We start from the raw sequence: 22,530 nt of genomic DNA on the forward strand, positions 1-22,530 counted from the left end.
TTATCAGTTATGTTTTTTTATCTTTTCGGCAGCAAAAGACCCTGGCTTTAGTGGCAGCAATTAATTTTCCCCGCTAAAAAAGCGGACTGGCGAGCAATTAACCCGCCAGCAGCATACATATAATCGTTTAGCTCTTTTTAATAATCGATCCTCAGCCTTGTAAGGCGCGACGGATAAAACCCTGGTGCCTGGCGAGCAGCGTGCGGGCTTCGGCGGCGTCGATACCGGCCAGCAGCATCAGGATGGCGGTTTTGCAGTGGCCACCGCAGGCCGCCAGCGCGTGACTGGCGCTCGCCTCGTCGCAGTCGGTGGCCTGCATAACAATATTGATCTGGCGCTGCACCAGCTTCTGGTTGGTGGCTTCCACGTCGACCATCAGGTTGCCGTAGACTTTGCCGCTGCGGATCATCGCGCCGGTAGTGAGCATATTGAGCACCAGCTTCTGGGCGGTGCCCGCTTTCATACGCGAGGAGCCGGTAACCACCTCCGGGCCGACCACCGGCGTGAGCGCGATCTCCGCCGCCTGCGCCATGGCGCTGTTGGGGTTGCAGGTCAGCGCCGCCGTGGTGGCGCCAAGCGAACGGGCATACTCCAGCGCGCCCAGCACATAGGGCGTGCGGCCGCTGGCGGCGATGCCCACCAGCACATCTTTCGCGCTGAACTGGATGTCGCGCAGATCCTGCGCGCCCTGCTCGCGGTTATCCTCTGCGTTTTCCACCGCCTGGAGTATCGCCTTGTGACCGCCCGCAATCAGCCCCACCACCTGGCCGCGCGGCGTGCCGAAGGTGGGCGGGCATTCGCTGGCGTCGAGAATGCCAAGACGGCCGGAAGTGCCTGCCCCGCTGTAGATCAGCCGACCGCCCTGTGCGAAAGCGGCAACGATGGCGTCAACCGCCTGCGCAATCTGCGGCACTATCGCTTCGACTGCCAGCGCCACCTTTTTATCTTCGTTATTAATCACGCGCAGCATCGCGTCGGTAGAGAGTTCGTCAATGTTCTGACTGGCCGGGTTGCGGCCTTCGGTAATGAGCTGGCTGAGGTCGATAGTCATGGGGCATGCTCCGGGAAAGAGTTGATTCAGGCCCGTTTTTATCATACTTGCAGGATAAAAAAAGGGTTCAGACGCTGTCTGAACCCTACGTTGGTTAGCAAGGCGCTAACGCGAGAGAGAGGAGCCGATCGCAAAGACGCAAAAAGCGCTATCCCTGGCAGCTCGTCCCGCAACATCCATGTTGCGGGACGCTTTGCTCTGCGGCCCTTCTCTCCCGCTTGTCGGCTTTAGATGCCGCCTGATGGTCAGGGCAAAAGAAGGGCTAGTTCGCCGTTTGCGTACGCAGCGTCAGCTCGTACGCTTTCGCCTGCTCGGCGTCGAACTGATTCTCCCAGCGGGCGATAACCAGCACCGCCAGCGCATTGCCAATAACGTTGAGCGCGGTGCGCGCCATATCCATGATGCGGTCGACGCCCGCGATAAAGGCCAGCCCTTCCAGCGGAATGCCGACGCTGCCCAGCGTCGCCAGCAGCACCACAAAGGATACGCCCGGCACGCCCGCGATGCCTTTCGACGTCACCATCAGCGTCAGCACCAGGATAATCTCATCGGTCAGCGACAGGTCTATGCCGTAAAGCTGCGCGATAAAGATAGCGGCGATACTCTGATAGAGCGTTGAACCATCCAGGTTAAACGAGTAGCCGGTCGGCACCACAAAGCTGGTGATCGCCTTCGGCGCGCCGTAGGCCTCCATCTTCTGCATAATGCGCGGCAGGACGGTTTCCGAACTGGAGGTTGAGTAGGAGAGGATCAGCTCATCTTTCAGGATGCGCATCAGGGTCGTGATGCGCAGCTTGCAGAAGCGCGCCACGCCGCCGAGAACCACGAAAGCGAAGAAGAGAATCGCGGCATACACCAGCAGCACCAGCTTCGCCAGCGGCCACAGCGAGGCGAAACCAAAGTTGGCGATAGTCACAGCGATCAGCGCAAAGACGCCCACCGGCGCGTAACGCATGATCATGTGCGTCACCTTAAACATGGTTTCCGACACGCTGCGGAAAATGTTTACCAGCGGATCGCGCTGCTCCGACGGCAGCGCCGACAGGCCCATGCCGAACAGCACCGAGAAGAAGATAATCGGCAGCATGTCGCCCTTCACCAGCGAGGCGAAAATATTCTGCGGGATCAGAGACAGAATAGTGGCGACCAGGCTGTGCGGCCCGTTCTGCACCGCTTCGGTCGTGGCTTCATACTTAGAGATATCCACCGTTGCCAGCGTTGACATATCAATGCCGGTGCCGGGTTGAAACACGTTAGCCAGCGTAATGCCGACCACAATGGCAAGGGTGGTGATCACTTCAAAATAGACGATGGTTTTGACACCAATACGTCCCAGTTTCTTCGCATCGCCTACGCCGGCAATGCCGACAATCAACGATGAAATCACGATAGGCACAACGATCATCTTGATCAGGTGAATAAAGATGTCGCCCGCCGGGCTGAGAATGTTGGTGATTAACCATTCACGATCGTCTGGCTGATTATGCAGCACTGAACCAGCGATGATGCCGAGCACCAGTGCAATCAGAATCTGCCAGGCCAGGCTTATTTTAAAACCTTTCATAACGCGTTATTTCCTCAGTCAAAACCCCTATTGCTACGCTGCGAAGGTGCAGAGAAGGATACACACAGGGAAGTGAGCAAAAGCCCGGTAAATTAGAGGGTTATTGAGGACAGCGTCCTCTACGAAAATGCGAAAATTCCCGTACTTTTTTCAGACGCCGTCTGGTTGAGTCCTGCTGAGCAGGGGCGAGATAAGTACCATTTTCACTGTGGTAAATGCAACCCCTGGCGTCTTCGGTTAAAGATTAGCCACTCTTATAGCATAAAATGCTGTTTAGTTATCAAAACCCTAACTTGCTGTTCTGAAAAGTAATAGTTCTCACACTGCGCGCATAGCTATGCAGCGTTGCGCAAAATAGCGGCGGGTTTGTTTGCTGCATTTTTCACCAGGCGGACAGGGGTATAACGGAGAATGTTCACGCGATTTTGCAAAGGATTACACGCTTGTGTCTGCTCTCGTGATCTGTGGCGCAAAAAAGAAACAAAGCGATGGCGTAGGCTTCACTTAACCTTTGATTGACATATTATTAACATCTTCAAGGAGATCCGCCATGAGCCAACAACATAAACACCCGATACCCGCCAGCATTGCTGCGAATGCGCTGATTACTGCCGAGCAGTATCAGACAATGTATCAGCAATCCGTCAGCGACCCGGATGCGTTCTGGGGCGAGCAGGGAAAAATTCTCGACTGGATCAAGCCCTACAGCAAAGTGAAAAACAGCTCTTTCGCGCCGGGCAATATTTCTATTCGCTGGTATGAAGACGGCACGCTTAATCTGGCGGCCAACTGCCTCGATCGCCATCTGGAAAAGCGCGGCGATCATCCCGCCATTATCTGGGAAGGCGACGACGCCAGCGAAAGCAAAACCCTGACCTTCCGCCAGCTGCATAACCAGGTGTGCCGTTTCGCCAACGTGCTGCTGTCGCTGGGGGTGAAAAAAGGCGACGTGGTGGCGATCTATATGCCGATGGTGCCGGAAGCGGCGGTCGCGATGCTGGCCTGCGCGCGTATCGGCGCGGTGCACTCGGTGATTTTTGGTGGCTTCTCGCCGGAAGCGGTCGCAGGACGCGTAGTGGACTCCAGCGCCAGGCTGGTGATTACCGCCGATGAAGGGGTACGCGCCGGACGTCCCATTCCGCTGAAGAAAAACGTCGATGAAGCGCTGAAAAACCCCGGCGTGAACAGCGTGAAAAACGTGGTGGTGCTGAAACGCACCGGCCAGCAGATCGACTGGCAGGATGGCCGCGATCTCTGGTGGGCTGACTTAATGGATAAAGCGAGCGAGCAGCACGCGCCCGCCGAGATGCAGGCTGAAGATCCGCTCTTTATCCTCTATACCTCCGGCTCGACCGGCAAGCCGAAAGGGGTGCTGCACACCACCGGCGGCTATCTGGTTTATGTGGCGACCACCTTCAAATACGTTTTCGATTACCATCCGGAAGATGTCTACTGGTGTACCGCAGATGTCGGCTGGGTAACAGGCCACAGCTATCTGCTCTACGGGCCGCTGGCGTGCGGCGCGACGACGCTGATGTTTGAAGGCGTGCCGAACTGGCCGAAGCCGAGCCGCATGGCGGAAGTGGTGGACAAGCATAAAGTCACGCTGCTCTACACCGCGCCGACGGCGATCCGCGCTCTGATGGCGGAAGGCGATAAAGCGATTGCCGGCACCAGTCGTAAAAGCCTGCGCATTATGGGCTCAGTGGGCGAACCGATAAACCCGGAAGCCTGGGAGTGGTACTACAACAAGATTGGCGACGGCCGCTGTCCCATTGTCGATACCTGGTGGCAGACAGAAACCGGCGGCTTTATGATCACGCCGCTGCCGGGTGCTACCGAGCTAAAAGCGGGCTCCGCGACCAAACCTTTCTTCGGCGTACAACCTGCGCTGATGGATAACGAAGGCAATCCTCAGGAGGGCGCGGCCGAGGGCAACCTGGTGATCACCGACTCCTGGCCGGGCCAGGCGCGTACCCTGTTCGGCGATCATGAGCGTTTCGAGCAGACCTACTTCTCTACCTTTAAAAACTGCTATTTCAGCGGCGACGGCGCGCGCCGCGACGAAGATGGCTACTACTGGATCACCGGCCGCGTTGATGACGTGCTTAACGTCTCCGGCCACCGCCTCGGCACCGCTGAGATCGAGTCCGCGCTGGTTTCCCATCCAAAAATCGCCGAAGCGGCGGTGGTGGGCATCCCGCACAGCATTAAAGGCCAGGCGATCTACGCCTATATCACGCTGAACCACGGCGAAGAACCCTCGCCGGAGCTCTACAGCGAGGTGCGCAGCTGGGTACGTAAAGAGATCGGCCCGATCGCTACGCCCGATATTCTGCACTGGACCGATTCGCTGCCGAAAACCCGCTCCGGCAAAATTATGCGCCGTATTCTGCGCAAGATCGCCGCGGGCGATACCAGCAATCTGGGCGATACCTCAACGCTGGCCGATCCCGGCGTAGTGGACAAACTGCTGGAGGAGAAGCAGTCGATTCGAATGCCTTAAACACCTTTACTTACCGGCGGGAAGTCTCTTCTTCCCGCCCCTCTTTCCTTACGCTGTGTGTTTCTGAAGTCACATAAAAATAACTGTCCAGGCCTTTCTCGCGCAGCTGCGTGAGGCTGCCGCCTGCATAACCTCTGGAGAAACTGTGATGAACGACGCCCTTTCTACTCAGGAGGCGCTAAATCAACGGATTGAACGTCATCCACGCTTTCAGGAGCTGGTACATAAACGCCAGCGGTTCGCCCTGCTGCTGTCGCTGATTATGCTGGTGCTCTATGTCGGCTTTATTCTGCTGATCGCTTTTGCGCCCGGCTGGCTTGGCACGCCGCTGCATGCAGGCACCAGCGTTACGCGCGGCATTCCCATCGGCGTGGGGCTGATTGTTATTTCTTTTGTGCTGACCGGCGTTTATGTCTGGCGCGCCAACGGCGAGTTCGATCGCCTGACGAAGCAGATCCTCAGCGAGGTGACCCCATGAAACGTCTTTCTCTCTGGCTGCTGGCACTGCTGCCCACCTCCGCGCTGGCGGATGCCCTGACCGGCGCGGTACAGAAGCAGCCTACGAACTATCAGGCGATTATCATGTTTGTGGTTTTCGTCGCCGCTACGCTGGGCATTACCTGGTGGGCATCGAAACGCACCCGGTCGCGCAGCGACTACTATACGGCGGGTGGCAATATTACCGGCTTCCAGAACGGGCTGGCGATGGCAGGCGATTTTATGTCCGCCGCCTCCTTTTTGGGTATCTCCGCGCTGGTGTACACCTCCGGCTACGACGGCCTGATCTATTCGCTGGGTTTCCTGGTGGGCTGGCCAATGATCCTGTTTCTTATCGCCGAGCGCCTGCGCAACCTTGGCCGCTACACCTTCGCCGACGTCGCCTCCTACCGCCTTCAGCAGAAGCCGATCCGTACCCTCTCCGCCTGCGGCTCGCTGGTGGTGGTGGCGCTCTACCTGATTGCGCAAATGGTGGGCGCAGGCAAACTCATTCAGCTGCTTTTCGGCCTCGACTATCATGTCGCTGTGGTGCTGGTCGGCATTCTGATGGTGCTCTACGTGCTGTTCGGCGGCATGCTGGCGACTACCTGGGTGCAGATTATCAAAGCGGTGCTGCTGCTGTTCGGTGCTACTTTTATGGCAATTATGGTGATGAAGGCCGTCGGCTTTAGCTTCAATAACCTCTTTACCCAGGCGATGGCGGTCCATCCGAAAGGCGCGGCCATTATGCAACCGGGCGGGCTGGTGAAGGACCCTGTTTCCGCGCTCTCGCTCGGGCTGGGGCTGATGTTCGGTACCGCTGGCTTGCCGCATATCCTGATGCGCTTCTTTACCGTGGCGGATGCGCGCGAGGCGCGTAAAAGCGTCTTCTGGGCCACCGGCTTTATGGGCTACTTCTACTTCCTGACCTTTATTATCGGCTTCGGCGCGATTCTGCTGGTGGGCGCCAATCCCGCCTTTAAGGACGCCAGCGGCGCGCTGATCGGCGGCACCAATATGGCGGCGGTGCATCTGGCGAATGCGGTCGGCGGCAGCACCTTCCTCGGCTTTATCTCCGCCGTGGCCTTCGCCACTATCCTGGCGGTGGTGGCGGGCCTGACGCTGGCGGGCGCGTCGGCGGTGTCGCACGATCTCTACGCCAGCGTGATCCGCAAAGGACAGGCGACCGAGCGCGAAGAGCTGCGCGTGTCGAAGATTACCGTGCTGGTGCTGGGCGTAGTGGCGATTGCGCTGGGTATTCTGTTTGAGAAGCAGAATATCGCCTTTATGGTCGGCCTCGCCTTCTCTATCGCCGCCAGCTGTAACTTCCCGATTATCCTGCTGTCGATGTACTGGTCGAAGCTGACCACGCGCGGCGCAATGATCGGCGGCTGGCTCGGACTGATCACCGCGGTAGTGCTGATGATCCTTGGCCCGACGGTCTGGGTACAGGTGCTGGGCCACGCGTCGCCGGTTTATCCTTATGAGTATCCGGCGCTCTTCTCGATGATCGTCGCCTTTGTCGGCACCTGGCTCTTCTCCGTAACTGATCATTCGCCGCAGGGCGCGCAGGAGCGCGGCCGCTTCCGGGCGCAGTTTATTCGCTCGCAGACCGGCATCGGGATTTCGCAGGGCAAATCGCACTAACCTTTGCGCTGTACTACACAATAAAAAAGGCGGCTCATTAGCCGCCTTTCTCTTTTCTCTGAACCCAATCAGAAGCGCAGTGAAGCGCCGACGTACGGGCCATCGACCAGCACGTTATCTTTACGGCCGCCTTTGTTATTCAGCTCGATATACTGATAACCCACGCGCAGGTTAACCAGGGAGATCGGGGTGAAGCTCAGGCCGCCAGCGGCTTCCTGATAGCTGTCGAGATGGTCGGTCAGACCTTCCGGCGCGTAGTAGTATTCGCCGTACAGGCCCCACATATTGTTAAAGCTGTACTGTGCGCCGCCGCCCAGCGCCACGGCGAAGCCATTTTTACCATCTTCCGGATGGGTGAAAATGGTCTTGGCGGTCGGCGCCAGACGCAGTCCGCCGATATCGACGTTGTAACCCAGTCCCAGACCGTAAGTGCTGCCGTCGTGATCGCTGCGCAGCCAGTTGCCTTTAAGGAACAGGCCCGGCGAGGTGGTGCCCAGACCGACGTTCAGATTAGTGTTGTGCTCGCCTACATCCACGCTGCCTTCGATAGCCTGCGCCGCGCCGCTCAGCAGCACCAGACCCAATGCGCTCCCGGTAACAAGTTGCTTAAACATGATTCCACTCCGTGAAAGGACAATAATTTCGGCGCAAAGGTTAACAGCCTGAAATCCTCTGACAACTCTATTTGGCAACCTTTACGTAAACAGACATGTCGTCAGCGCGCGGTCGTTCTTCAGACGCTCCACATCAGCTGGCCGATAAGCGGCGCCAGCACCACCGTCACCACGCCGGAAAGCATCATTACCAGACTGGCGACGACGCCCTCCTGCTCGCCGAGCTGATAAGCGCGCGCCGTACCTGCGCCGTGCGACGCCGCGCCGAATCCCGCCCCTTTCGCCACGCCCTGGCGAATGGCGATGCGCAGGAACAGGACGTCCCCGACCGCCATGCCGAACACACCGGTAATAACGACAAACAGCGCCACCAGATCCGGCTGGCCACCGATGGGCTTCGCAGCCGCCAGCGCGAACGGCGTGGTAATGGAGCGCACCGCCAGGCTGCGCTGGATCGACTCGGGCAGCGTCAGCAGCCGCGCCAGCCAGACTGAGCTGCACACCGCGACCAGCGTAGCGGTCAGCACCCCCGCGCTCAGTGAGAGCCAGTGGCGACGAATAATCGCCATGTTTTCATACACCGGCACGGCAAAGGCCAGCGTCGCCGGGCCAAGCAGCCAGAGCAGCCAGTGGCTTTCGGCAATATAGTCCTGCCAGGAGACGTGCGTAATAAGCAGCAGCCCGACCAGCAGCAAGGGAGTCGCCACCAGCGGCATCAGCAGCAGCGTGCGCCAGCGGCGATAAAGACGTTTATTGAGAAAGTAGATCAGCAGCGTGACCGCCAGGCAGAGCAGGCTAAGGATAAAATCACGCATCGCGTTGCTGCCTGCGCGCTGCGCGCGCCATTTCATAGCGATAGAGACGATCGACCACCAGCGCAGTGGAAGCCAGCACCAGCAGAGTGCTCAGCGCGATCACCACGCAGATACGCCAGCCGTCGACGCGCAGCAGATCGCCGTAGTTCACCACCGCGACTACTGCCGGAATAAAAAACAGCAGCATCTCCGCCAGCAGCCAGCGCGAACCCGCTTTCACCCAGCGCAGCGGCAGCACGCGCGTGACGATAAGCGCCAGCAGCAGCAGCATACCGACGATATTGGCGGGCAGCGGCAGGTGCAGCCAGCTCACCAGGCGATCGCAGGCGATAAACATGCCCACATACAGCAGCAGCTGTAGCGGCAACCAGAGTCGTTGCAGCCTGCCCGTTCTTTGCGGGCTGAGCGCTAACGCCATTTTCTTCTCTCCTCTAATACAATCCGGCGCTTAGTATAAATCCGCAACAGAAGGTGAAAAAAATGAATTAAAATCATTCCAGTCATGCCAAAAGGGAATAGTTATGGACGTTCGCGCTTTACGCTACTTCACCGAGGTGGTGCGCCAGCAGAGCTTTACCCGCGCCGCCGAGAAGCTCTACGTTACGCAGCCCACCATCAGCAAAATGCTGCGCCAGCTGGAAGAGGAGCTGGGCTGCACGCTGCTGCTGCGCGACGGCCGCAAGCTGCATCTTACCGACAGCGGCCAGGCGGTCTACCAGCGCGGCCTGGCGATTTTGCAGGAGTTTCATCAGCTGGAGGCGGAAATCGGCGATATTAACCAGCTAAAAACTGGCGAGCTGCGCCTCGGCATTCCGCCGATGGTCGGCATGCAAATCGCCGGGTCGATCTCGGCGTTTCGCCGCCGCTATCCCGGCGTAGAGCTGAAAATTTCTGAGTTTGGCGGGCTGACGGTGCAGCAGGCGGTGCTGGCGGGCAGTCTGGATATCGCGCTGACCGCCCTGCCGGTCGATCCCGATCTGCCGCTTAATACGCTGCCGCTGATGCATCATCCTCTCTGCGTGCTGGTGCCGCGTCAGCCCGTCTGGCTCAACCGCAGCCATATCGGACTGACGGAGCTGGCGTCGCATCCGCTGCTGATCTTCAACGAAGAGTTTTCTCTGAACCGTCAGCTGATGAAGGCATTTCAGCGACTGGGCGTCACGCCGCATATCGCGGTGCGCAGCGGACAGTGGGATTTTCTTGCGGCGATGGTGCAGGCGGAGATGGGGCTGGCGATTCTGCCGGAGCCGATCTGTCAGCGGCTGGATAAGCAGTCGCTGCTGTGGCTGCCGCTGGAGTCGGATCTGAAGTGGAGTCTGGGATTGATCTGGCGGGAGGGAAGCTATCTGTCGCGCAGCGCGCAGGCCTGGATCGCCTGCTGTCGCGAACACTGGCCGGATGAAGCGCCGCGCCTGTCAGTTTAGGCGCGGCGCGCGGCTTACTCTTCTTTTTCGATCAGCAGCGCTTCCAGCAGGTCGAGATCGCGCAGCAGCCGCTGCATGCTCTCACTGGAAATCTGCTGGGTCGCGCGCAGATGGTAGACCTCGGCGCGTTCGGCGCGCAGCGCGGTCAGACGGAAGCGACGCTCCAGATTCTCGGCGAACAGCGCCTGCTCCAGATCGCTCTTGCCGTCAGCACGGCGCCGCAGGTTGCCGATCACGCGCAGGCTTACCTCTTTAAGCAGCTCGGGATCGATGTTCTCTTCGGTGTCGTTCTCCAGCCGCGCTTCCATTTTATGCAGGCTTTCGATCGCCACGCTCGCCATTACCGCGCGGGCATTTTGCAGCTCGCGACGATGCCCGGCTTTATCGATGCCGTCCACGCCGCGCAGCAGCAGCGGCAGCACCACCACGCCCACCAGCAGCGAAAACAGGATCACGCCGGTGGCGATAAACACCAGCTCATAGCGCGCCGGGAAAGGCTGGCCGTTAGTGAGAAACAGCGGAATAGAGAGCACGCCCGCCAGCGTAATCGCGCCGCGCACGCCGGCGAAAGAGGCGATAAGCAGCTCGCGCAGCGAGTAGTTGGCGAACTCCATCGGCTTTTTCTTCAGCACGCGCTTGCTGAGACGCTGCATAATCCAGAGCCAGCCAAAACGCACCACCATCAGCGCACCGTAGACCAGGATAATGTCGGTAAACAGCATCCAGAGCTCGACGTTGGGATCGGCGTTAGCGGCGTCAATCGAGGTGCCGATAATGTCCGGCAGCTGCAGGCCGAGCATCAGGAACACCATGCCGTTGAACACGAATTCCAGCATCTGCCAGACGCTGTTGGCGCGCAGGCGCATCGCCAGCGGCGCCTGACGGATAATGCCGGATCGGGTAATCGTCATGCCCGCCGCGACCGCCGCCAGAATGCCGGAGACGCCGAGGTGTTCGGCGATAAGGTAAGAGGCGAACGGCAGCAGCAGCAGCAGCACGGTTTGCGTCGCCGGATCGTCGCCGCTCCAGCGGCTCAGCAGACGCAGCGATTTCCCGTAGAGCCAGCACACCGCAACGCCCGCAATCAGACCGCCGATTGCCACCTTAAGAAACTCGATGCTGGCGCCGCCCCAGGTAAACACCATGGTGCCCATCGCGACCGCAACGGCAAACTTCAGTGAAACCAGGCCGGATGCGTCGTTCATCAGCGCTTCGCCCTGCACGATCGACATGATTTTTTTCGGGATACGTCCCTCGCCGACAATGCCAGAGAGCGCCACGGCGTCTGTCGGCGACAGCACGGCTGCCAGCGCGAAGGCGGGGATCAGCGGGATACCCGGCACCATCCAGTAGATGAGATAGCCGATGCCGACCACGGTAATCAGCACCAGCACCAGCGCCAGGCCGATAATTTCCCGGCCATGATGCAGGAATTCGCTGATCGGCGTCTTCCAGCCATCGGCAAACAGCAGCGGCGGAATAAACAGCACAAGGAAAAGTTCAGGGTCGAAATCGACATGCAGGCCGAAGGTCGGCCAGGCGAGCAGCGCCCCGGCGAGTATTTGCACCAGCGGCAGCGGGATCTGGAACGGCAATATGCGCGCGGCCACCCCCGAGAGCGATACCACCAGCGTCATGATGAGAATAGTAAAAAAGATTTCCATGCTTTCCTTAGGCGAATCGTAAAGTCAGAAAAAATGTTGTGAGCGCTAAAGTGTAAAGCAAAGTGCGCAGAGAATGACAAGTCACACGTGCGGCGCGGCAGAAATTCAGGAAAAAGTTCCGGACGAGACGGCGCTCGCCCGGTTTAGCAGTTAGATCGCCCAGCCGCCAGCGTAAAAAATCACCAGCGCGGCGGCAATCACGACGGTGCCGAGGTTCAGCTTACGCCACTCTCCGGCGAACAGGCGCCCCACTACCAGCGTGGCGAAACCGAGCATGATGCCGGTGACGATATTGCAGGTCAGCACGATAAACACCGCGGTCAACAGCCCGGACATCGCATCCACAAAGTCGCCGAAGTCGATTTTCGCCACGTTGCTGAGCATCAGCAGGCCGACATACATCAGCGCAGGCGCGGTCGCATAGGCGGGCACCAGCCAGGCCAGCGGCGACATAAACAGAATAACCAGAAACAGCAAGCCGACCACAATCGCCGTCAGTCCGGTTTTACCGCCTGCCGCGGTGCCGGCTGCGGATTCAATATAGACCGCCGCTGGCGATGCGCCGACCAGACCGGCAAAGAGGCTGCTGACGGAGTCTGTGGTCAGCGCGCGCCCGCCGTTAATGATCTGCCCCTTCTCATCCAGCAGGTTTGCCTGTCCAGCAACCGCACGGATGGTGCCGGTCGCGTCAAACACCGCCGTCATGACCAGCGCCAGCACGCTCGGCAGCACCATCGGCTGTAGCGCGCCCATAATGTCGAGGCTGAAGAGCAGCGACTGGCCCTGACTGTCGCGCAGGCTCGGCAAGGCGAACAGACCCTGGAATTTTACTGCGGGATCGAAGAGCAGGCCGAGAATCGAGATAGCGATAATGGTAAGCAGGATGCCGCCCGGCACCCGACGCTTCTCCAGCCCGAAAATCGCCGCCAGACCCAGCAGCGACATCATCACCGGAAACGAGGTGAAGTGGCCCAGCGCCACCGGCATGCCTGGTGCAGGGTTCTTCACCACCAGTCCGATGCCGTCAGCGGCGATCAGCAGCAGGAACAGGCCGATCCCCACGCCGGTGCCGTGGGCCACGCCCATCGGGAGATTACGCAGAATCCAGGCGCGGATGCCGGTTACGGAGATCAAGGTGAACAGCAGCCCCATCAGGAAGACCGCGCCAAGCGCCACCGGCACGCTGATGTGCTGGCCGAGCACCAGGCTGAATGCGGTAAAGGCGGTCAGTGAGATGGCGCAGCCAATCGCCAGCGGCAGGTTGGCCCACAGCCCCATGACGATAGAGCCGACGCTGGCGACCAGGCAGGTGGCGACAAAAACGGCGGTGGGCGAAAAGCCCGCCTTGCCGAGCATGCCGGGCACCACGATCACCGAGTAGACCATCGCCAGGAAGGTGGTCAGTCCCGCCAGGATTTCCTGCCGGATGCTGCTGCCGCGTGCAGAAACAGAGAACCAGGCGTCCAGCTTGCCAGCGGACGAGCGTGATTCGTATGACATAGTTGAGCCTCAAGAAATTTTTGTTGTGTAAAAAGCCCTGCGTCGTTGCCCGCAAAATCCCTGGTTGTCACCCTGGCGCAAAGGCGCCACAGGCGGCAGGCAAACGTTTACTTCGCGGCGAATAACTGTCCGCTATGCGGCCAGATAAAAAGGCAGGGGATTATCCGGCGTTTGGCAGCCGATTTTCAACCGCTTCCTCGCCTTAATTCAGGATAAAGCAGAGCGCTTGCGGCGGTTCCCGAAGGCGTGTGCGACGGCGGCATCAAGGCAGATGCCGCGCTACGTTTTGATATTTCTGGCGTTTTCCACTGTTCAGCCGCCCGGCAGCACTTCGCCGCCCTGCTGGATGGCGCGCTGCCAGGCGGCGCGCTGCTGAACGGTAGCCAGCCATGCTGCCGTGGCAGGCATATCGGCCAGGCCGCCACGCGCCTGCATCGCCAGCAGCGGAAAACTCATCTGGATATCGGCAATGCTGAAGCGCTTGCCGGCAAACCAGGGGTGAGCGGCCAGATGCTGCTCAATCATCTGGCGATGCGGCACCAGCTGCTTATCAAGCCAGGCTTTCTGAATGCCTTTGCCCAGCGCCGCACCCGCCGGACGCAGCAGCCAGGGCACCGGCGCCTGCCCCAGACGGCCGAATACCAGCTTCATCAGCAACAGCGGCATCAGCGAGCCTTCGGCGTAGTGCAGCCAGTAGGTTGCCTGCAGACGCGCCTGCTCATCGGCGGGCGCCAGCCGCTGCTCGCTGTCATATTTGCCTTCCAGATAAGAGAGAATGGCGCCCGATTCGGCAATCACCTGATTACCGTCGGTAATCACCGGCGACTTGCCCAGCGGATGCACTTTTTTCAGGGCTTCCGGCGCCAGCATCGATGCCTCGCGCTGATAGCGTTTGATTTGGTAAGGCACTTCCAGCTCTTCCAGCAGCCACAGCACGCGGTGCGAGCGCGACCGCTCAAGATGATGGACGGTAATCATAGAGCACTCCTGTTATGCGTCTCAGGCAAGTATAGCTTCCAGCATCTTTAGCGCGGCGGCTCGCCTTTCTCATCCTGTTCGGGATCAAGCAGCACCGCGCCAGAGCCCTGCTGCGCCAGCCGGTCGCCGGGATTGCGCAGCGGACAGTCGCGCATCGATAGACAGCCGCAACCGATACAGCCGTCGAGATCGTTGCGCAGGCGCGTCAGGGTTTCAATGCGCTTATCCAGCTCCTCGCGCCAGTGCTGCGTCAGGGCGTTCCACTCCTGCGTCGACATACGCTTGTTGGCGGGAATATGCATCAGGCTGTCGCTGACCGTCGCGAGCGGTATGCCGATGCGCTGAGCAACCTTGATAATGGCGACGCGCCGCAGTACGTCACGGCTGTAACGCCGCTGATTGCCACCGTTGCGCGTGCTGGAAATCAGCCCTTTGCTCTCATAGAAATGCAGCGCGGAGACCGCCACGCCGCTACGGCGCGCGACTTCGCCCGGCGTTAAAACCGGTTTCGGGTAGTTGCGATCTTTTTTCATCTGGCTCTTTACCTCAAGTTAACTTGAGGAATTATACTCGCCTCCGTTAAATAACGAATCCCTCAGGACTAAAGGACGAGATTATGATGCAAGAAGAGATCATTCACTCCCTGACGCACTGGATCGATCAAAACCTGGATAAGTCGCTGTCGATCGATGAAGTGGCGGCTAAATCAGGTTATTCAAAGTGGCACCTGCAGCGTATGTTCCGTACCGTGACGAAACAGACGCTGGGTGGATACATTCGCGAACGTCGCCTGACGCTGGCGGCAGAAGCGCTGCGCCAGACGCAACGGCCGGTATTTGATATCGCGATGCAGTATGGCTATGACTCGCAGCAGACCTTTTCCCGCGTGTTCCGCCGTCAGTTTTCCCAGACCCCGACCGCCTATCGCCATTTTATGCGCCGTCAGGCGCTCCAGCGTCCGCGTAGGGTGAACTTCGACTGTAGCGAAGCTGCGGCCAGTTTTACTCAGCGCACCACCGGCGAATGCTGCCCGATTTGCTAAGCCTCAGGCGCCCTTAACGGGCGCACCTTTTCTCTTTTCCTTCCCGCTTTACGCCCCGGTTTTCTCTTCGACGTTTCGATAAAAATTTCTCTACCATACCAGTTACAAATTTTGTTCATAAATTCAAATCCAGTGATATAATGTGACTCAGGTCACACATTACACTCTTTTTGACGACGGAAAGCCTTTCCCTGACCTCGCTTTTCGTCGCCGGTGATGTCCAGTAACTGTCAGGGATAATCACTTAGATTCAGAGGCTTAAGTCGATGGCGACGATAACCACCAGCTTGATTGTCATGCGTTGGGAACTGCTCAGCGCAATTATGATGTTTTTTGCCAGCACCCTTAAAATCAAATTCCGCCAGAGCAGCCATCATGTGATGGCGTTTATGTGCGGCGGCCTCGGTCTCGGTATGACCTGCTGGTTTGTTATGGGTCTGCTGGGCATCTCGCTGAGCATGGAAAACGTGCAGCACTTTATGCTGGTTACCAAAGACACCTTTATCCAGGTAATGAGCCAGACGCCGCCCGACTGGCCGATGCCTTAATATCCAGCCAATAAAAAACCCCGCGAAGCGGGGTTTTTTATTTTGCTGTGTGACTCAAACTTTCTTCAACAGCGCAGGAATATTAACATCCTGCACCGAAACGCCCGGTCTCTGCGTGCCGCGGCGATCCTGAATCCACATATCTCCCATCATCTGATTAAGCCCGCGATCCAGACCTGTCACCAGACCGGCGCCCGGCGTAAAGGTCAGTTCGCCGAAGTAGATGTGGCCCTCATGGATATACCAGTCAACGCGCACATAGTCGAAATCGCTCGCCAGCTTCTTGCTCAGATCGAGCGCGTGCTGCAGCGACTCGGCGATTTTCGTCACGTCGAGGCCGGTGTCGCGAATCTTGTGAAAAGCTTCGGTCAGATTGTTGACGTAGAAGTTCATCGACAGCTGCGGCTGGCAGCGGTTGTAGATCACCTGCAACACATATTCAAAGCGGCCGTCGCGCTTGTTGAACATATGAAACTTGTAGTCGATGGGCGCCGTTTTGCCGTCGCCGATATATTGCTCGACCAGAATGCGCGGCTTGATATAGCGATAGTGGATCTCGCGCGCCTCGTTAGCGAAGTCGGTCTTCAGCCACTTATAGCAGCTGTTGATAATCTGCTGTTTGCGCAGCGCATCCGGCTCTTCCAGCAGAATCTCCACCATATTGGAGGCGTGATTCGGCTTGATCACCGTGCCCTTCCAGCATGGCAGGCTATTCAGCGACGCCGGATCGGTAGTCTCGTGCACCAGCGGAATCAGGTATTCGTTGCCAATCTTTTCGGCGATATAGTCGCGCACCGAATACTTGTCTGAAAGGCGGCCGTAAATCTGGTAGTCGCCATAGACGAATTTGCGATACAGCACCTTTTCGTTGAAAACTTTGGGCTGACGCAGATTGGGCAATTTTCTGAACTTATGGAAGTAGTAAATGCGGTCCTGGTATGCCCAGGGCATCTTCTTAATGAAGTACTGCACACTTCTTCTGAGTTCATCTTTCAACTTAAACATATCTGACCTCATTTGTAGGTTTTGTAGTTGAGTGAGGAAACTTGAATTCTTTGAATGACGCCGTTTTTGAAGAAGTAATTCATTACGGTAAGGGACAAGAGTTCCGACACAAAGACGCTCCAGGCGGCGCCCATAATGCCGTAGCCCTGGATCAGCCACCACGAAAGCGGCAGGCTGATCACCATCAGGCAGATGATTTTCTTCAACAGATAGTTGAAACCACCCTCTTTCACCATGTAGCGGTAGGCTACTGTGCCCATGGCGGAGAAGCAGGTCGCCATTGACAACAACGTAATGAGACTTCCTGACTGTGTGTATTCTGAACCATACAAAGCGATGATGATTTTCTCGCCGAACAGCGCGATGACCAGCAGCATCATCAGTGATACTCCCATGACATAGCCATTGAGCCGCGCTGCCAGCTTAATAGCCACTTCGCCGCGTTCCCTGAAAATTTCAGTGAAGCATGAAGTTATGAGCGCCACGGGGATAAAAATCCACGAAGCCGCGATAGTGTTGGCCGCCGCAAACAGCCCGAGATCGCTTGCCGAAGCGATGCCGGCTAAAAACATCTGCGCGGCTTTAACCTGCACTGAAATAAAAATGCTGGAAATAGCCAGCGGCAGACCGGCATACATCAGATAGCGCAGATAAGCGCTGCGTTTCTCCTGCGGCGGCGCGACATCCTGTGTTTCGCGGTAGAAGTTGTAGCGCTTGATAACGTAAGGCACTAGCGTTACGGCCACGATAGAGAGCGTCAGCCATGCCGGATTAAGGCGCAGCCAGGCGATAGTGAAGCTGATGCCGAAGCTCAACAGCATGCCGAGCGAGTTCGCCACGGTATTAAGCCGGGAAGCGAGACGGGCGTTGTTGTAAACGCTGAAGGTGTCCTGGGTAACGAATACCGAGGCGACGAATGACGCCAGAGTGAAAGCGAGGAAATTTTGCGGCATGGTGAACCACACCCAGGCCAGCACCGGCACCGCGGTGAGCAGCAGTAAAATCATGCGCAGGGTACGCGCCACGTTCATCAGGCGCAGTCCTTTCGGCGCGCTTTTGCTGATCCGCTTAAACAAGATAGTCTCGGTACCGAAGATGGCGACGGTCTGGACCATTGAAAATAAAGAGGTAGAAAACGCCATCTGGCCGAATACGGTTGGCCCGAATGATTTCGCCACGTAGGAGGTCACAAATATGACGCCAAAAACCGAGACGATCTTCTCAGACATCATCCAGGCGGCATTAGACATTACGCTTAATTTCATTGACTCATCCTTTGCATTACTTACTTCAACCGCTTCGGTACAACATCCCTGTAACGAATTAACAAGCGCTCAGTGGGCCTGGCGTTATTTAAAGATTTCAAACCAGGCTGGTCCGAAAAATGAGAATCAGAACACGATTCGGTGAATATTTTCAGGATAATTCTGATTAAATTTGGCTCAGAAGGGCTAATCTGGAATCGATTTCACACGGAAAACAGACCCCATTCACAAGCCATTTCCCTGAGAATTTAGCAAGCACGTTATGCTAAATATCAAATGTACGTAGAAATTTTTCGTATTTGGGATGGGAAGAATCTATAACAAAAATCCCTGACCAGGAAGGTGCGCCCATCCGATAAGAATAAAATAAGATTTATCCCATGATGATATTTATTCTAAATATCTTAATTTAACCCACGCAATTCTAATCGCGCACTTTAATACTGCATTAATAGATTATTTACAGTGCCAGATATTAATACAGTACATCTCATCCATTAATCGATAAGAAAGGTAAGAGCATTTATGAGAAAGTCACGATATAGCGAAGAGCAAATCACAAATGCCATTAAAGCTTCTGAATCAGGGGTTAAAGTCAGGGAGATTTGTGACGAGCTGGGGATCTCTGAGGCCACCTTCTATAGCTGGAAAAAGAAATTTTCCGGCCTTTCCTCAGAGGAAGGAAGAAGAATCAAGGAGTTAGAGGATAAACTACAAGCACTTACCCGTGAACTGCAAACGCTCAACTCAGATAAGGAGATGCTGCAAAGCGTACTGAAGAACTTCTTTACCACTAACGAAAAGCGCCAGGCGGTCAACTTCCTGCAGAGCACTTTCGACATCGGCACGCGCCGCAGCTGCCGCCTGCTCGATATTAGCCGCAGCGTTTACCACTACCCGTCAGGATCGGAAAATCGATAAAACCAATAATACTGCCTTAAACTGACTTAGCGCTGAGATTGTTCTTACCAGAAGAGATGATGACACTTTAAGATACCATTCGTGGCTTTAATTTTCGCTCCATGCATTCCTGATGAGTTTGCCAACGGATCGATTTTCATTTTTTGCGGTAATATTGATAAGCACCAGCAAAAGTCTCGCATTTCTCGCTACTTCTCCTCTCGCCCAATCTCATTTCGATGAGATTGGTGCTTCTTACTTTTCATCAGACTCGTTAATGCCCGGCGCTAAAGCCCTGGTTTTCTATTAAGCCGCGCTGAACGGCCGTTCTAATTCACGCTTCGGTTACCGCAAGAAATGGTGGTACTAAGTTTACATCCAGCGAAGAATATTTAATCAGCCGCAAATAAGCGAACCGTAAAAAAAATGCCAGGAATTTTCCTGGCAGAATGGTTTATCAATGCTTATCGCTTTTCTTATTCCGGGTTAATCACATATAAGATAAATCACTTTAAAGATCGCCCCGGCTAAAGTTTCGTAATTTCCTTCATTGGGAATTATTCTTAATAGCCTGACCATTTCTGGAAAAAACGGTGGTTTATCAGACGCCATTCTCAGGACCAAACGCCAATAAAAACGCAGCGGTACGCGATAAATATGCAGTAAAGTGGCGAATTGCTCGCCACTCACAAAGCCTTAATGCTTCTTTAAGGTGGAATATAAGCCGTCAGAGAGAAGAATTTCCGCCGGACAAAGTCGATGAGCGCCAACGCGCGGGCGAAAAAAATGAGATCTTGATCGCTTTTTATGGCGATTCGCCGTTCGGCTTTAGCGGCTAATTAGCTAAAGAGCGGCAAAATTTGCCGCTCCGCTCTGCGCATTATTCCTAAAACAGTGTGAAATCAGCGGGTCAGCACCTATTTAATTGCGCGACAGAGTGGGAGATTACTGCTCAATTGATGTCAGCAACGGTTCAGGCTTAATACGCATCGCCCAAAGCACGCCGAGGATCAGGCAGAAGATGCCCGTCAGCGTCAACAGCGGCGGCCAGCTTTGTCGCCAGAGAAAGGTCCACAGCAGGCCTGACAGCGTTTCGAATACGATAAGCGGTCCCATAAATACCGTAGGCAGCCGCTGGCTGGCAGCATTCCAGCAGAGCGCGCCGAGCCAGGAGCAAAGTAGCCCAATCACCAGCATTAGCGGCAGAAACAGCCGCGGCTGCGGGCCAAACGGCAGCGCGAAGGTCGGGCTCTGCCACGCCAGCTGTGCGCTTACCACCGCATACATAACCAGCGCCAGCGGCAGCGTCACAATCCCCTGCGCCGTCGCCCAGGTGGCCGGTTTATGCTGCGGATGGGTACGTAACCAGCGCGCATTGCGCAGCGGATACCAGGTCCAGCACGCCACAGCCAGCACCGCCAGTGCAATGCCGCTCAGGTAGCGCATCACATCCCAGCCGCCGCTCTGCCCGCGCAGCTCGGCAATATTTACGCACACCAGACCTGCGCCGATCGCCAGCAGCGCTGGCGTCAGCCGGCGCCAGGCCAGGCGTCCCTCAAGGTGGCCGTAACAGAGATTGGCGGTAATCGCCATCACTACCGGCAGCGTGCCGATAATCATGGTGGATACCGGCGCGCCGGTGCGCTGAATCGCGCTGGCGAGAAAGGTGTAATAAAGGAGGTTACCCACCAGCGAAAGCTTTAGCGCCTCCTGCCAGTCGGCAGAGAGCAGCTTGCGCAGACGGTGGCGATCAAACCAGGCCAGCGGCAAGGCGATCAAACCAAACGCGACGTAGCGTCCGGCAGACTGGAGCGCGCCCGGATAGTCCGGCACCAGCAGCGGCCCGACAAAAATCAGTCCCCACATCAGCCCTGCGGCAAGGGCAAACAACACGCCAGCTAACATCGTCTCTTCCTTTATTAAAGTGCATAAGGAAGTGTGGCGGAAAAAGCGGGGAAAAATCTTGTAGCAGATTGCGGTTCGCCCTAAGCGCCACGCACCTGTTTCTGATAGCGCACCGGCGTAATGCCGTAACGCTGAGCGAAGGCGCGCGTCAGATGCGCCTGGTCGCTCAGGCCGACGCTCGCCGCCACGCTGGCCGCCGGCAGGCCGCGTGCCAGCAGCTGCTTGGCCTCATATAACCGATACGCCATCAGCATCTGATGCGGCGTAACGTGAAAATGCGCGCGGAAAGCGCGCAGGAAATGCCATGGCGAAAGCGAGGCCAGCGCCGCCAGCTCCTCCAGCCTTACCGGCTCGGCAAGATTGTCGCGCAGATAATCACGCACCTGGTCGAAGCGATGCCCTCCCTCTTCCTTGCCTCTTTCCGCCATGCGCGCCAGCGGCCGCAGCTGCGCCAGCACTTCACCTAACAGACTTTGCCGCGCCAGCGGGCTATCGGCCTGCCACATCGCCGCCAGCGTTTGCGATAACGGCAGCGCCAGCCGTGAATCGGTGCGCAGCGCTTCGCTAAACCACCAGCCGCCATCGCCGGTGAGCTGCCTCATGTCGTCAGGGTGGATATAGATCATCTGATAACGCCAGCCCTCTTCGCAGGCCGACTCGCCGGTGTGCAGCTCATCTGGATTCATCATCACCAGCGAATGCGTCGGCGCAGTGTACTGCGCACCGCGATAGCGGAACCGCTGCGCGCCCGACTCGATGGTGCCGATGCCGAAGGCTTCATGCGTATGCGGCTCGAAGGCATAGCGGGAGATATGTGCCTGATAAAGCTCGACGCCGGGCAGCTCATCAAACTGGCGAAACTGCGCGCGATCTTTTTCGCAGGGAAAAATAGCCGGAACGCCCTCCACCTCAATCTCCTCGTTATCAGACAGGCTTTCAGCATGCCAGCGATGGCGGGCGGATTGCAAAACAGTTTTGCCATTTCGCCGCGGCGCGGTGAAACTGAAGCGCAGAACAGAAAGAAGAAAGTGATGACCCAACGAGCCGTTGTGGTGGTGGGATATGCAAAACGGTGTTTTCGCTACGCCGCGCTTCGATCGTGCCGGATGCGCGGCGCGGATCAATCAGCTGACCGCGGCGGCTGACAGTACAGTCTTTATTACGCACCGCGAAGGCGAGATGCAGCCCGGGACGCAGGCGTTTGAACTGCTGCCGGAGCTGCATCAGCCCGCCGGTAGTTTTTTCGTTACTAAAACCACCTGCGACAGCTTCTGGCAAACCGGGCTGGCCGCCACGCTGGCGCGGCTGAAAGCCGACGCTTTTGTTATTTGCGGCTGCGCGACCGATTACTGCGTCGATACCACGATTAAGGTCGGTGCGAGTTTGGGCTATCGCATTACCGTCGCCGCCGATGCGCATACTACGGCGAATCGCACCTGCGTCAGCGCGGAGCAACTGACTGGACAGCATAACGAGATCTGGGCAGGCCTGTCGCTGCCGGGCAATGTGCCGCAGGTGCTCAGTACGGCGGAGATAGTGTCAGGCTGGGCTTCTCCGCCTGAACGGAAGACGAAAAAAAGCCCCGCCTGAGCGGGGCCTGAGAGACAGTGCCGACCCAAAGAGGA

Annotated in this window: 21 protein-coding genes and 1 pseudogene; 9 read left to right on the plus strand and 13 right to left on the minus strand. The window is 57.2% G+C overall.

The genetic code is table 11. From position 1 onward, the window contains the following. Positions 1 to 151: 151 nt before the first annotated feature. Complete coding sequence (gene murQ, locus EKL29_RS06380; RefSeq protein WP_126689146.1) at positions 152 to 1,051, minus strand: N-acetylmuramic acid 6-phosphate etherase; 900 nt, start codon at positions 1,049 to 1,051, stop codon at positions 152 to 154. Positions 1,052 to 1,313: 262 nt separating this feature from the next. Then, positions 1,314 to 2,615: a glutamate/aspartate:proton symporter GltP gene (gene gltP / locus EKL29_RS06385; protein ID WP_120455213.1), complete on the minus strand. Its 1,302-nt coding sequence runs from the start codon at positions 2,613 to 2,615 to the stop codon at positions 1,314 to 1,316. Between the two features lie 550 nt (positions 2,616 to 3,165). Here gltP and acs point away from each other — a divergent pair. From acs to actP, 3 genes are all read left to right on the plus strand, one after another. Beyond that, positions 3,166 to 5,121 (plus strand): acetate--CoA ligase, encoded by a 1,956-nt coding sequence (gene acs / locus EKL29_RS06390; protein WP_120455211.1) that lies wholly within the window; start codon positions 3,166 to 3,168, stop codon positions 5,119 to 5,121. A gap of 148 nt (positions 5,122 to 5,269) precedes the next feature. Then, a complete protein-coding gene (locus EKL29_RS06395; RefSeq protein ID WP_126689147.1) occupies positions 5,270 to 5,599 on the plus strand; it encodes a DUF485 domain-containing protein in 330 nt (109 codons plus the stop codon). Continuing rightward, positions 5,596 to 7,245 (plus strand): cation/acetate symporter ActP, encoded by a 1,650-nt coding sequence (gene actP, locus EKL29_RS06400; RefSeq protein ID WP_126689148.1) that lies wholly within the window; start codon positions 5,596 to 5,598, stop codon positions 7,243 to 7,245. The genes EKL29_RS06395 and actP overlap by 4 nt, the downstream gene beginning before the upstream one ends. 68 nt (positions 7,246 to 7,313) lie before the next feature. Here the strand turns inward: actP and EKL29_RS06405 are convergent, their stop codons facing one another. From EKL29_RS06405 to EKL29_RS06415, 3 genes are all read right to left on the minus strand, one after another. Beyond that, positions 7,314 to 7,859, minus strand: a complete 546-nt coding sequence (locus EKL29_RS06405; RefSeq protein WP_120455205.1) for a YfaZ family outer membrane protein — start codon at positions 7,857 to 7,859, stop codon at positions 7,314 to 7,316. A 119-nt stretch (positions 7,860 to 7,978) separates the two neighbouring features. Beyond that, on the minus strand, positions 7,979 to 8,674 hold the full coding sequence (locus tag EKL29_RS06410) for an LrgB family protein (RefSeq protein ID WP_120455203.1): 696 nt from the start codon (positions 8,672 to 8,674) through the stop codon (positions 7,979 to 7,981). Beyond that, complete coding sequence (locus EKL29_RS06415) at positions 8,667 to 9,092, minus strand: CidA/LrgA family protein (protein WP_126689149.1); 426 nt, start codon at positions 9,090 to 9,092, stop codon at positions 8,667 to 8,669. Before EKL29_RS06415 ends, EKL29_RS06410 begins: the two co-directional genes overlap by 8 nt. A 103-nt stretch (positions 9,093 to 9,195) precedes the next feature. Here EKL29_RS06415 and EKL29_RS06420 point away from each other — a divergent pair, with 103 nt between their 5' ends. Next, positions 9,196 to 10,098, plus strand: coding sequence for a LysR family transcriptional regulator (locus tag EKL29_RS06420; RefSeq protein WP_120455199.1), 903 nt, complete (start codon positions 9,196 to 9,198; stop codon positions 10,096 to 10,098). A 14-nt stretch (positions 10,099 to 10,112) separates the two neighbouring features. Here EKL29_RS06420 and EKL29_RS06425 read toward each other — a convergent pair whose 3' ends face one another. The 4 genes from EKL29_RS06425 to soxR form a co-directional block, all read right to left on the minus strand. Next, entirely contained in the window at positions 10,113 to 11,762 is a 1,650-nt protein-coding gene (locus EKL29_RS06425) for a Na+/H+ antiporter (protein WP_120455197.1), read from the minus strand. Between the two features lie 150 nt (positions 11,763 to 11,912). Further along, complete coding sequence (locus EKL29_RS06430) at positions 11,913 to 13,262, minus strand: NCS2 family permease (protein WP_126689150.1); 1,350 nt, start codon at positions 13,260 to 13,262, stop codon at positions 11,913 to 11,915. A 312-nt stretch (positions 13,263 to 13,574) separates the two neighbouring features. Continuing rightward, positions 13,575 to 14,240 carry a glutathione S-transferase family protein gene (locus tag EKL29_RS06435; protein ID WP_126689151.1) on the minus strand — a complete coding sequence of 222 codons (666 nt, stop codon included), beginning with the start codon at positions 14,238 to 14,240 and terminating at the stop codon, positions 13,575 to 13,577. A gap of 47 nt (positions 14,241 to 14,287) precedes the next feature. Beyond that, entirely contained in the window at positions 14,288 to 14,773 is a 486-nt protein-coding gene (gene soxR, locus EKL29_RS06440) for a redox-sensitive transcriptional activator SoxR (protein ID WP_120455192.1), read from the minus strand. Between the two features lie 83 nt (positions 14,774 to 14,856). Between soxR and soxS the strand changes: the two genes are divergently transcribed. Further along, complete coding sequence (soxS, locus tag EKL29_RS06445; RefSeq protein WP_120455190.1) at positions 14,857 to 15,282, plus strand: superoxide response transcriptional regulator SoxS; 426 nt, start codon at positions 14,857 to 14,859, stop codon at positions 15,280 to 15,282. Positions 15,283 to 15,548: 266 nt separating this feature from the next. Beyond that, positions 15,549 to 15,830, plus strand: coding sequence for a YjcB family protein (locus EKL29_RS06450; protein ID WP_120455187.1), 282 nt, complete (start codon positions 15,549 to 15,551; stop codon positions 15,828 to 15,830). A gap of 54 nt (positions 15,831 to 15,884) precedes the next feature. Here the strand turns inward: EKL29_RS06450 and EKL29_RS06455 are convergent, their stop codons facing one another. Together EKL29_RS06455 and EKL29_RS06460 are read right to left on the minus strand one after the other, a co-directional pair. Then, positions 15,885 to 16,835 (minus strand): ATP-grasp fold amidoligase family protein, encoded by a 951-nt coding sequence (locus EKL29_RS06455; RefSeq protein ID WP_120455186.1) that lies wholly within the window; start codon positions 16,833 to 16,835, stop codon positions 15,885 to 15,887. 8 nt (positions 16,836 to 16,843) lie between these two features. After that, on the minus strand, positions 16,844 to 18,100 hold the full coding sequence (locus tag EKL29_RS06460; RefSeq protein ID WP_120455184.1) for a polysaccharide biosynthesis C-terminal domain-containing protein: 1,257 nt from the start codon (positions 18,098 to 18,100) through the stop codon (positions 16,844 to 16,846). A 525-nt stretch (positions 18,101 to 18,625) separates the two neighbouring features. On the opposite strand from EKL29_RS06460, the gene EKL29_RS06465 reads away from it, so the two are divergent. Both EKL29_RS06465 and EKL29_RS06470 read left to right on the plus strand, forming a co-directional pair. Then, on the plus strand, positions 18,626 to 19,021 hold the full coding sequence (locus EKL29_RS06465; protein WP_120455182.1) for a transposase: 396 nt from the start codon (positions 18,626 to 18,628) through the stop codon (positions 19,019 to 19,021). Between the two features lie 572 nt (positions 19,022 to 19,593). Then, the gene (locus EKL29_RS06470) at positions 19,594 to 19,839 is read left to right on the plus strand and encodes a hypothetical protein (protein ID WP_120455180.1); all 246 of its coding nucleotides are present in this window, start codon (positions 19,594 to 19,596) and stop codon (positions 19,837 to 19,839) included. Between the two features lie 106 nt (positions 19,840 to 19,945). Here the strand turns inward: EKL29_RS06470 and EKL29_RS06475 are convergent, their stop codons facing one another. Further along, positions 19,946 to 20,905, minus strand: coding sequence for a DMT family transporter (locus EKL29_RS06475; RefSeq protein WP_120455178.1), 960 nt, complete (start codon positions 20,903 to 20,905; stop codon positions 19,946 to 19,948). Positions 20,906 to 20,985: 80 nt separating this feature from the next. Then, positions 20,986 to 21,813: an AraC family transcriptional regulator gene (locus EKL29_RS06480; RefSeq protein WP_126689152.1), complete on the minus strand. Its 828-nt coding sequence runs from the start codon at positions 21,811 to 21,813 to the stop codon at positions 20,986 to 20,988. Positions 21,814 to 21,936: 123 nt separating this feature from the next. Between EKL29_RS06480 and EKL29_RS06485 the strand changes: the two are divergent. Beyond that, a pseudogene (locus EKL29_RS06485) lies at positions 21,937 to 22,495 on the plus strand (isochorismatase family protein). Positions 22,496 to 22,530 lie beyond the last annotated feature (35 nt).

This window comes from Pantoea sp. YU22 (assembly GCF_003970755.1).
Taxonomy (GTDB): domain Bacteria; phylum Pseudomonadota; class Gammaproteobacteria; order Enterobacterales; family Enterobacteriaceae; genus Pantoea; species Pantoea piersonii.

What these genes read in the sequence shown, in the direction of transcription:
- murQ (WP_126689146.1), bottom strand. Translation starts at nt 1,051, where the DNA reads ATGACTATCGACCTCAGCCAGCTCATTACCGAAGGCCGCAACCCGGCC.
- gltP (WP_120455213.1), bottom strand. Translation starts at nt 2,615, where the DNA reads ATGAAAGGTTTTAAAATAAGCCTGGCCTGGCAGATTCTGATTGCACTG.
- acs (WP_120455211.1), top strand. Translation starts at nt 3,166, where the DNA reads ATGAGCCAACAACATAAACACCCGATACCCGCCAGCATTGCTGCGAAT.
- EKL29_RS06395 (WP_126689147.1), top strand. Translation starts at nt 5,270, where the DNA reads ATGAACGACGCCCTTTCTACTCAGGAGGCGCTAAATCAACGGATTGAA.
- actP (WP_126689148.1), top strand. Translation starts at nt 5,596, where the DNA reads ATGAAACGTCTTTCTCTCTGGCTGCTGGCACTGCTGCCCACCTCCGCG.
- EKL29_RS06405 (WP_120455205.1), bottom strand. Translation starts at nt 7,859, where the DNA reads ATGTTTAAGCAACTTGTTACCGGGAGCGCATTGGGTCTGGTGCTGCTG.
- EKL29_RS06410 (WP_120455203.1), bottom strand. Translation starts at nt 8,674, where the DNA reads ATGCGTGATTTTATCCTTAGCCTGCTCTGCCTGGCGGTCACGCTGCTG.
- EKL29_RS06415 (WP_126689149.1), bottom strand. Translation starts at nt 9,092, where the DNA reads ATGGCGTTAGCGCTCAGCCCGCAAAGAACGGGCAGGCTGCAACGACTC.
- EKL29_RS06420 (WP_120455199.1), top strand. Translation starts at nt 9,196, where the DNA reads ATGGACGTTCGCGCTTTACGCTACTTCACCGAGGTGGTGCGCCAGCAG.
- EKL29_RS06425 (WP_120455197.1), bottom strand. Translation starts at nt 11,762, where the DNA reads ATGGAAATCTTTTTTACTATTCTCATCATGACGCTGGTGGTATCGCTC.
- EKL29_RS06430 (WP_126689150.1), bottom strand. Translation starts at nt 13,262, where the DNA reads ATGTCATACGAATCACGCTCGTCCGCTGGCAAGCTGGACGCCTGGTTC.
- EKL29_RS06435 (WP_126689151.1), bottom strand. Translation starts at nt 14,240, where the DNA reads ATGATTACCGTCCATCATCTTGAGCGGTCGCGCTCGCACCGCGTGCTG.
- soxR (WP_120455192.1), bottom strand. Translation starts at nt 14,773, where the DNA reads ATGAAAAAAGATCGCAACTACCCGAAACCGGTTTTAACGCCGGGCGAA.
- soxS (WP_120455190.1), top strand. Translation starts at nt 14,857, where the DNA reads ATGATGCAAGAAGAGATCATTCACTCCCTGACGCACTGGATCGATCAA.
- EKL29_RS06450 (WP_120455187.1), top strand. Translation starts at nt 15,549, where the DNA reads ATGGCGACGATAACCACCAGCTTGATTGTCATGCGTTGGGAACTGCTC.
- EKL29_RS06455 (WP_120455186.1), bottom strand. Translation starts at nt 16,835, where the DNA reads ATGTTTAAGTTGAAAGATGAACTCAGAAGAAGTGTGCAGTACTTCATT.
- EKL29_RS06460 (WP_120455184.1), bottom strand. Translation starts at nt 18,100, where the DNA reads ATGAAATTAAGCGTAATGTCTAATGCCGCCTGGATGATGTCTGAGAAG.
- EKL29_RS06465 (WP_120455182.1), top strand. Translation starts at nt 18,626, where the DNA reads ATGAGAAAGTCACGATATAGCGAAGAGCAAATCACAAATGCCATTAAA.
- EKL29_RS06475 (WP_120455178.1), bottom strand. Translation starts at nt 20,905, where the DNA reads ATGTTAGCTGGCGTGTTGTTTGCCCTTGCCGCAGGGCTGATGTGGGGA.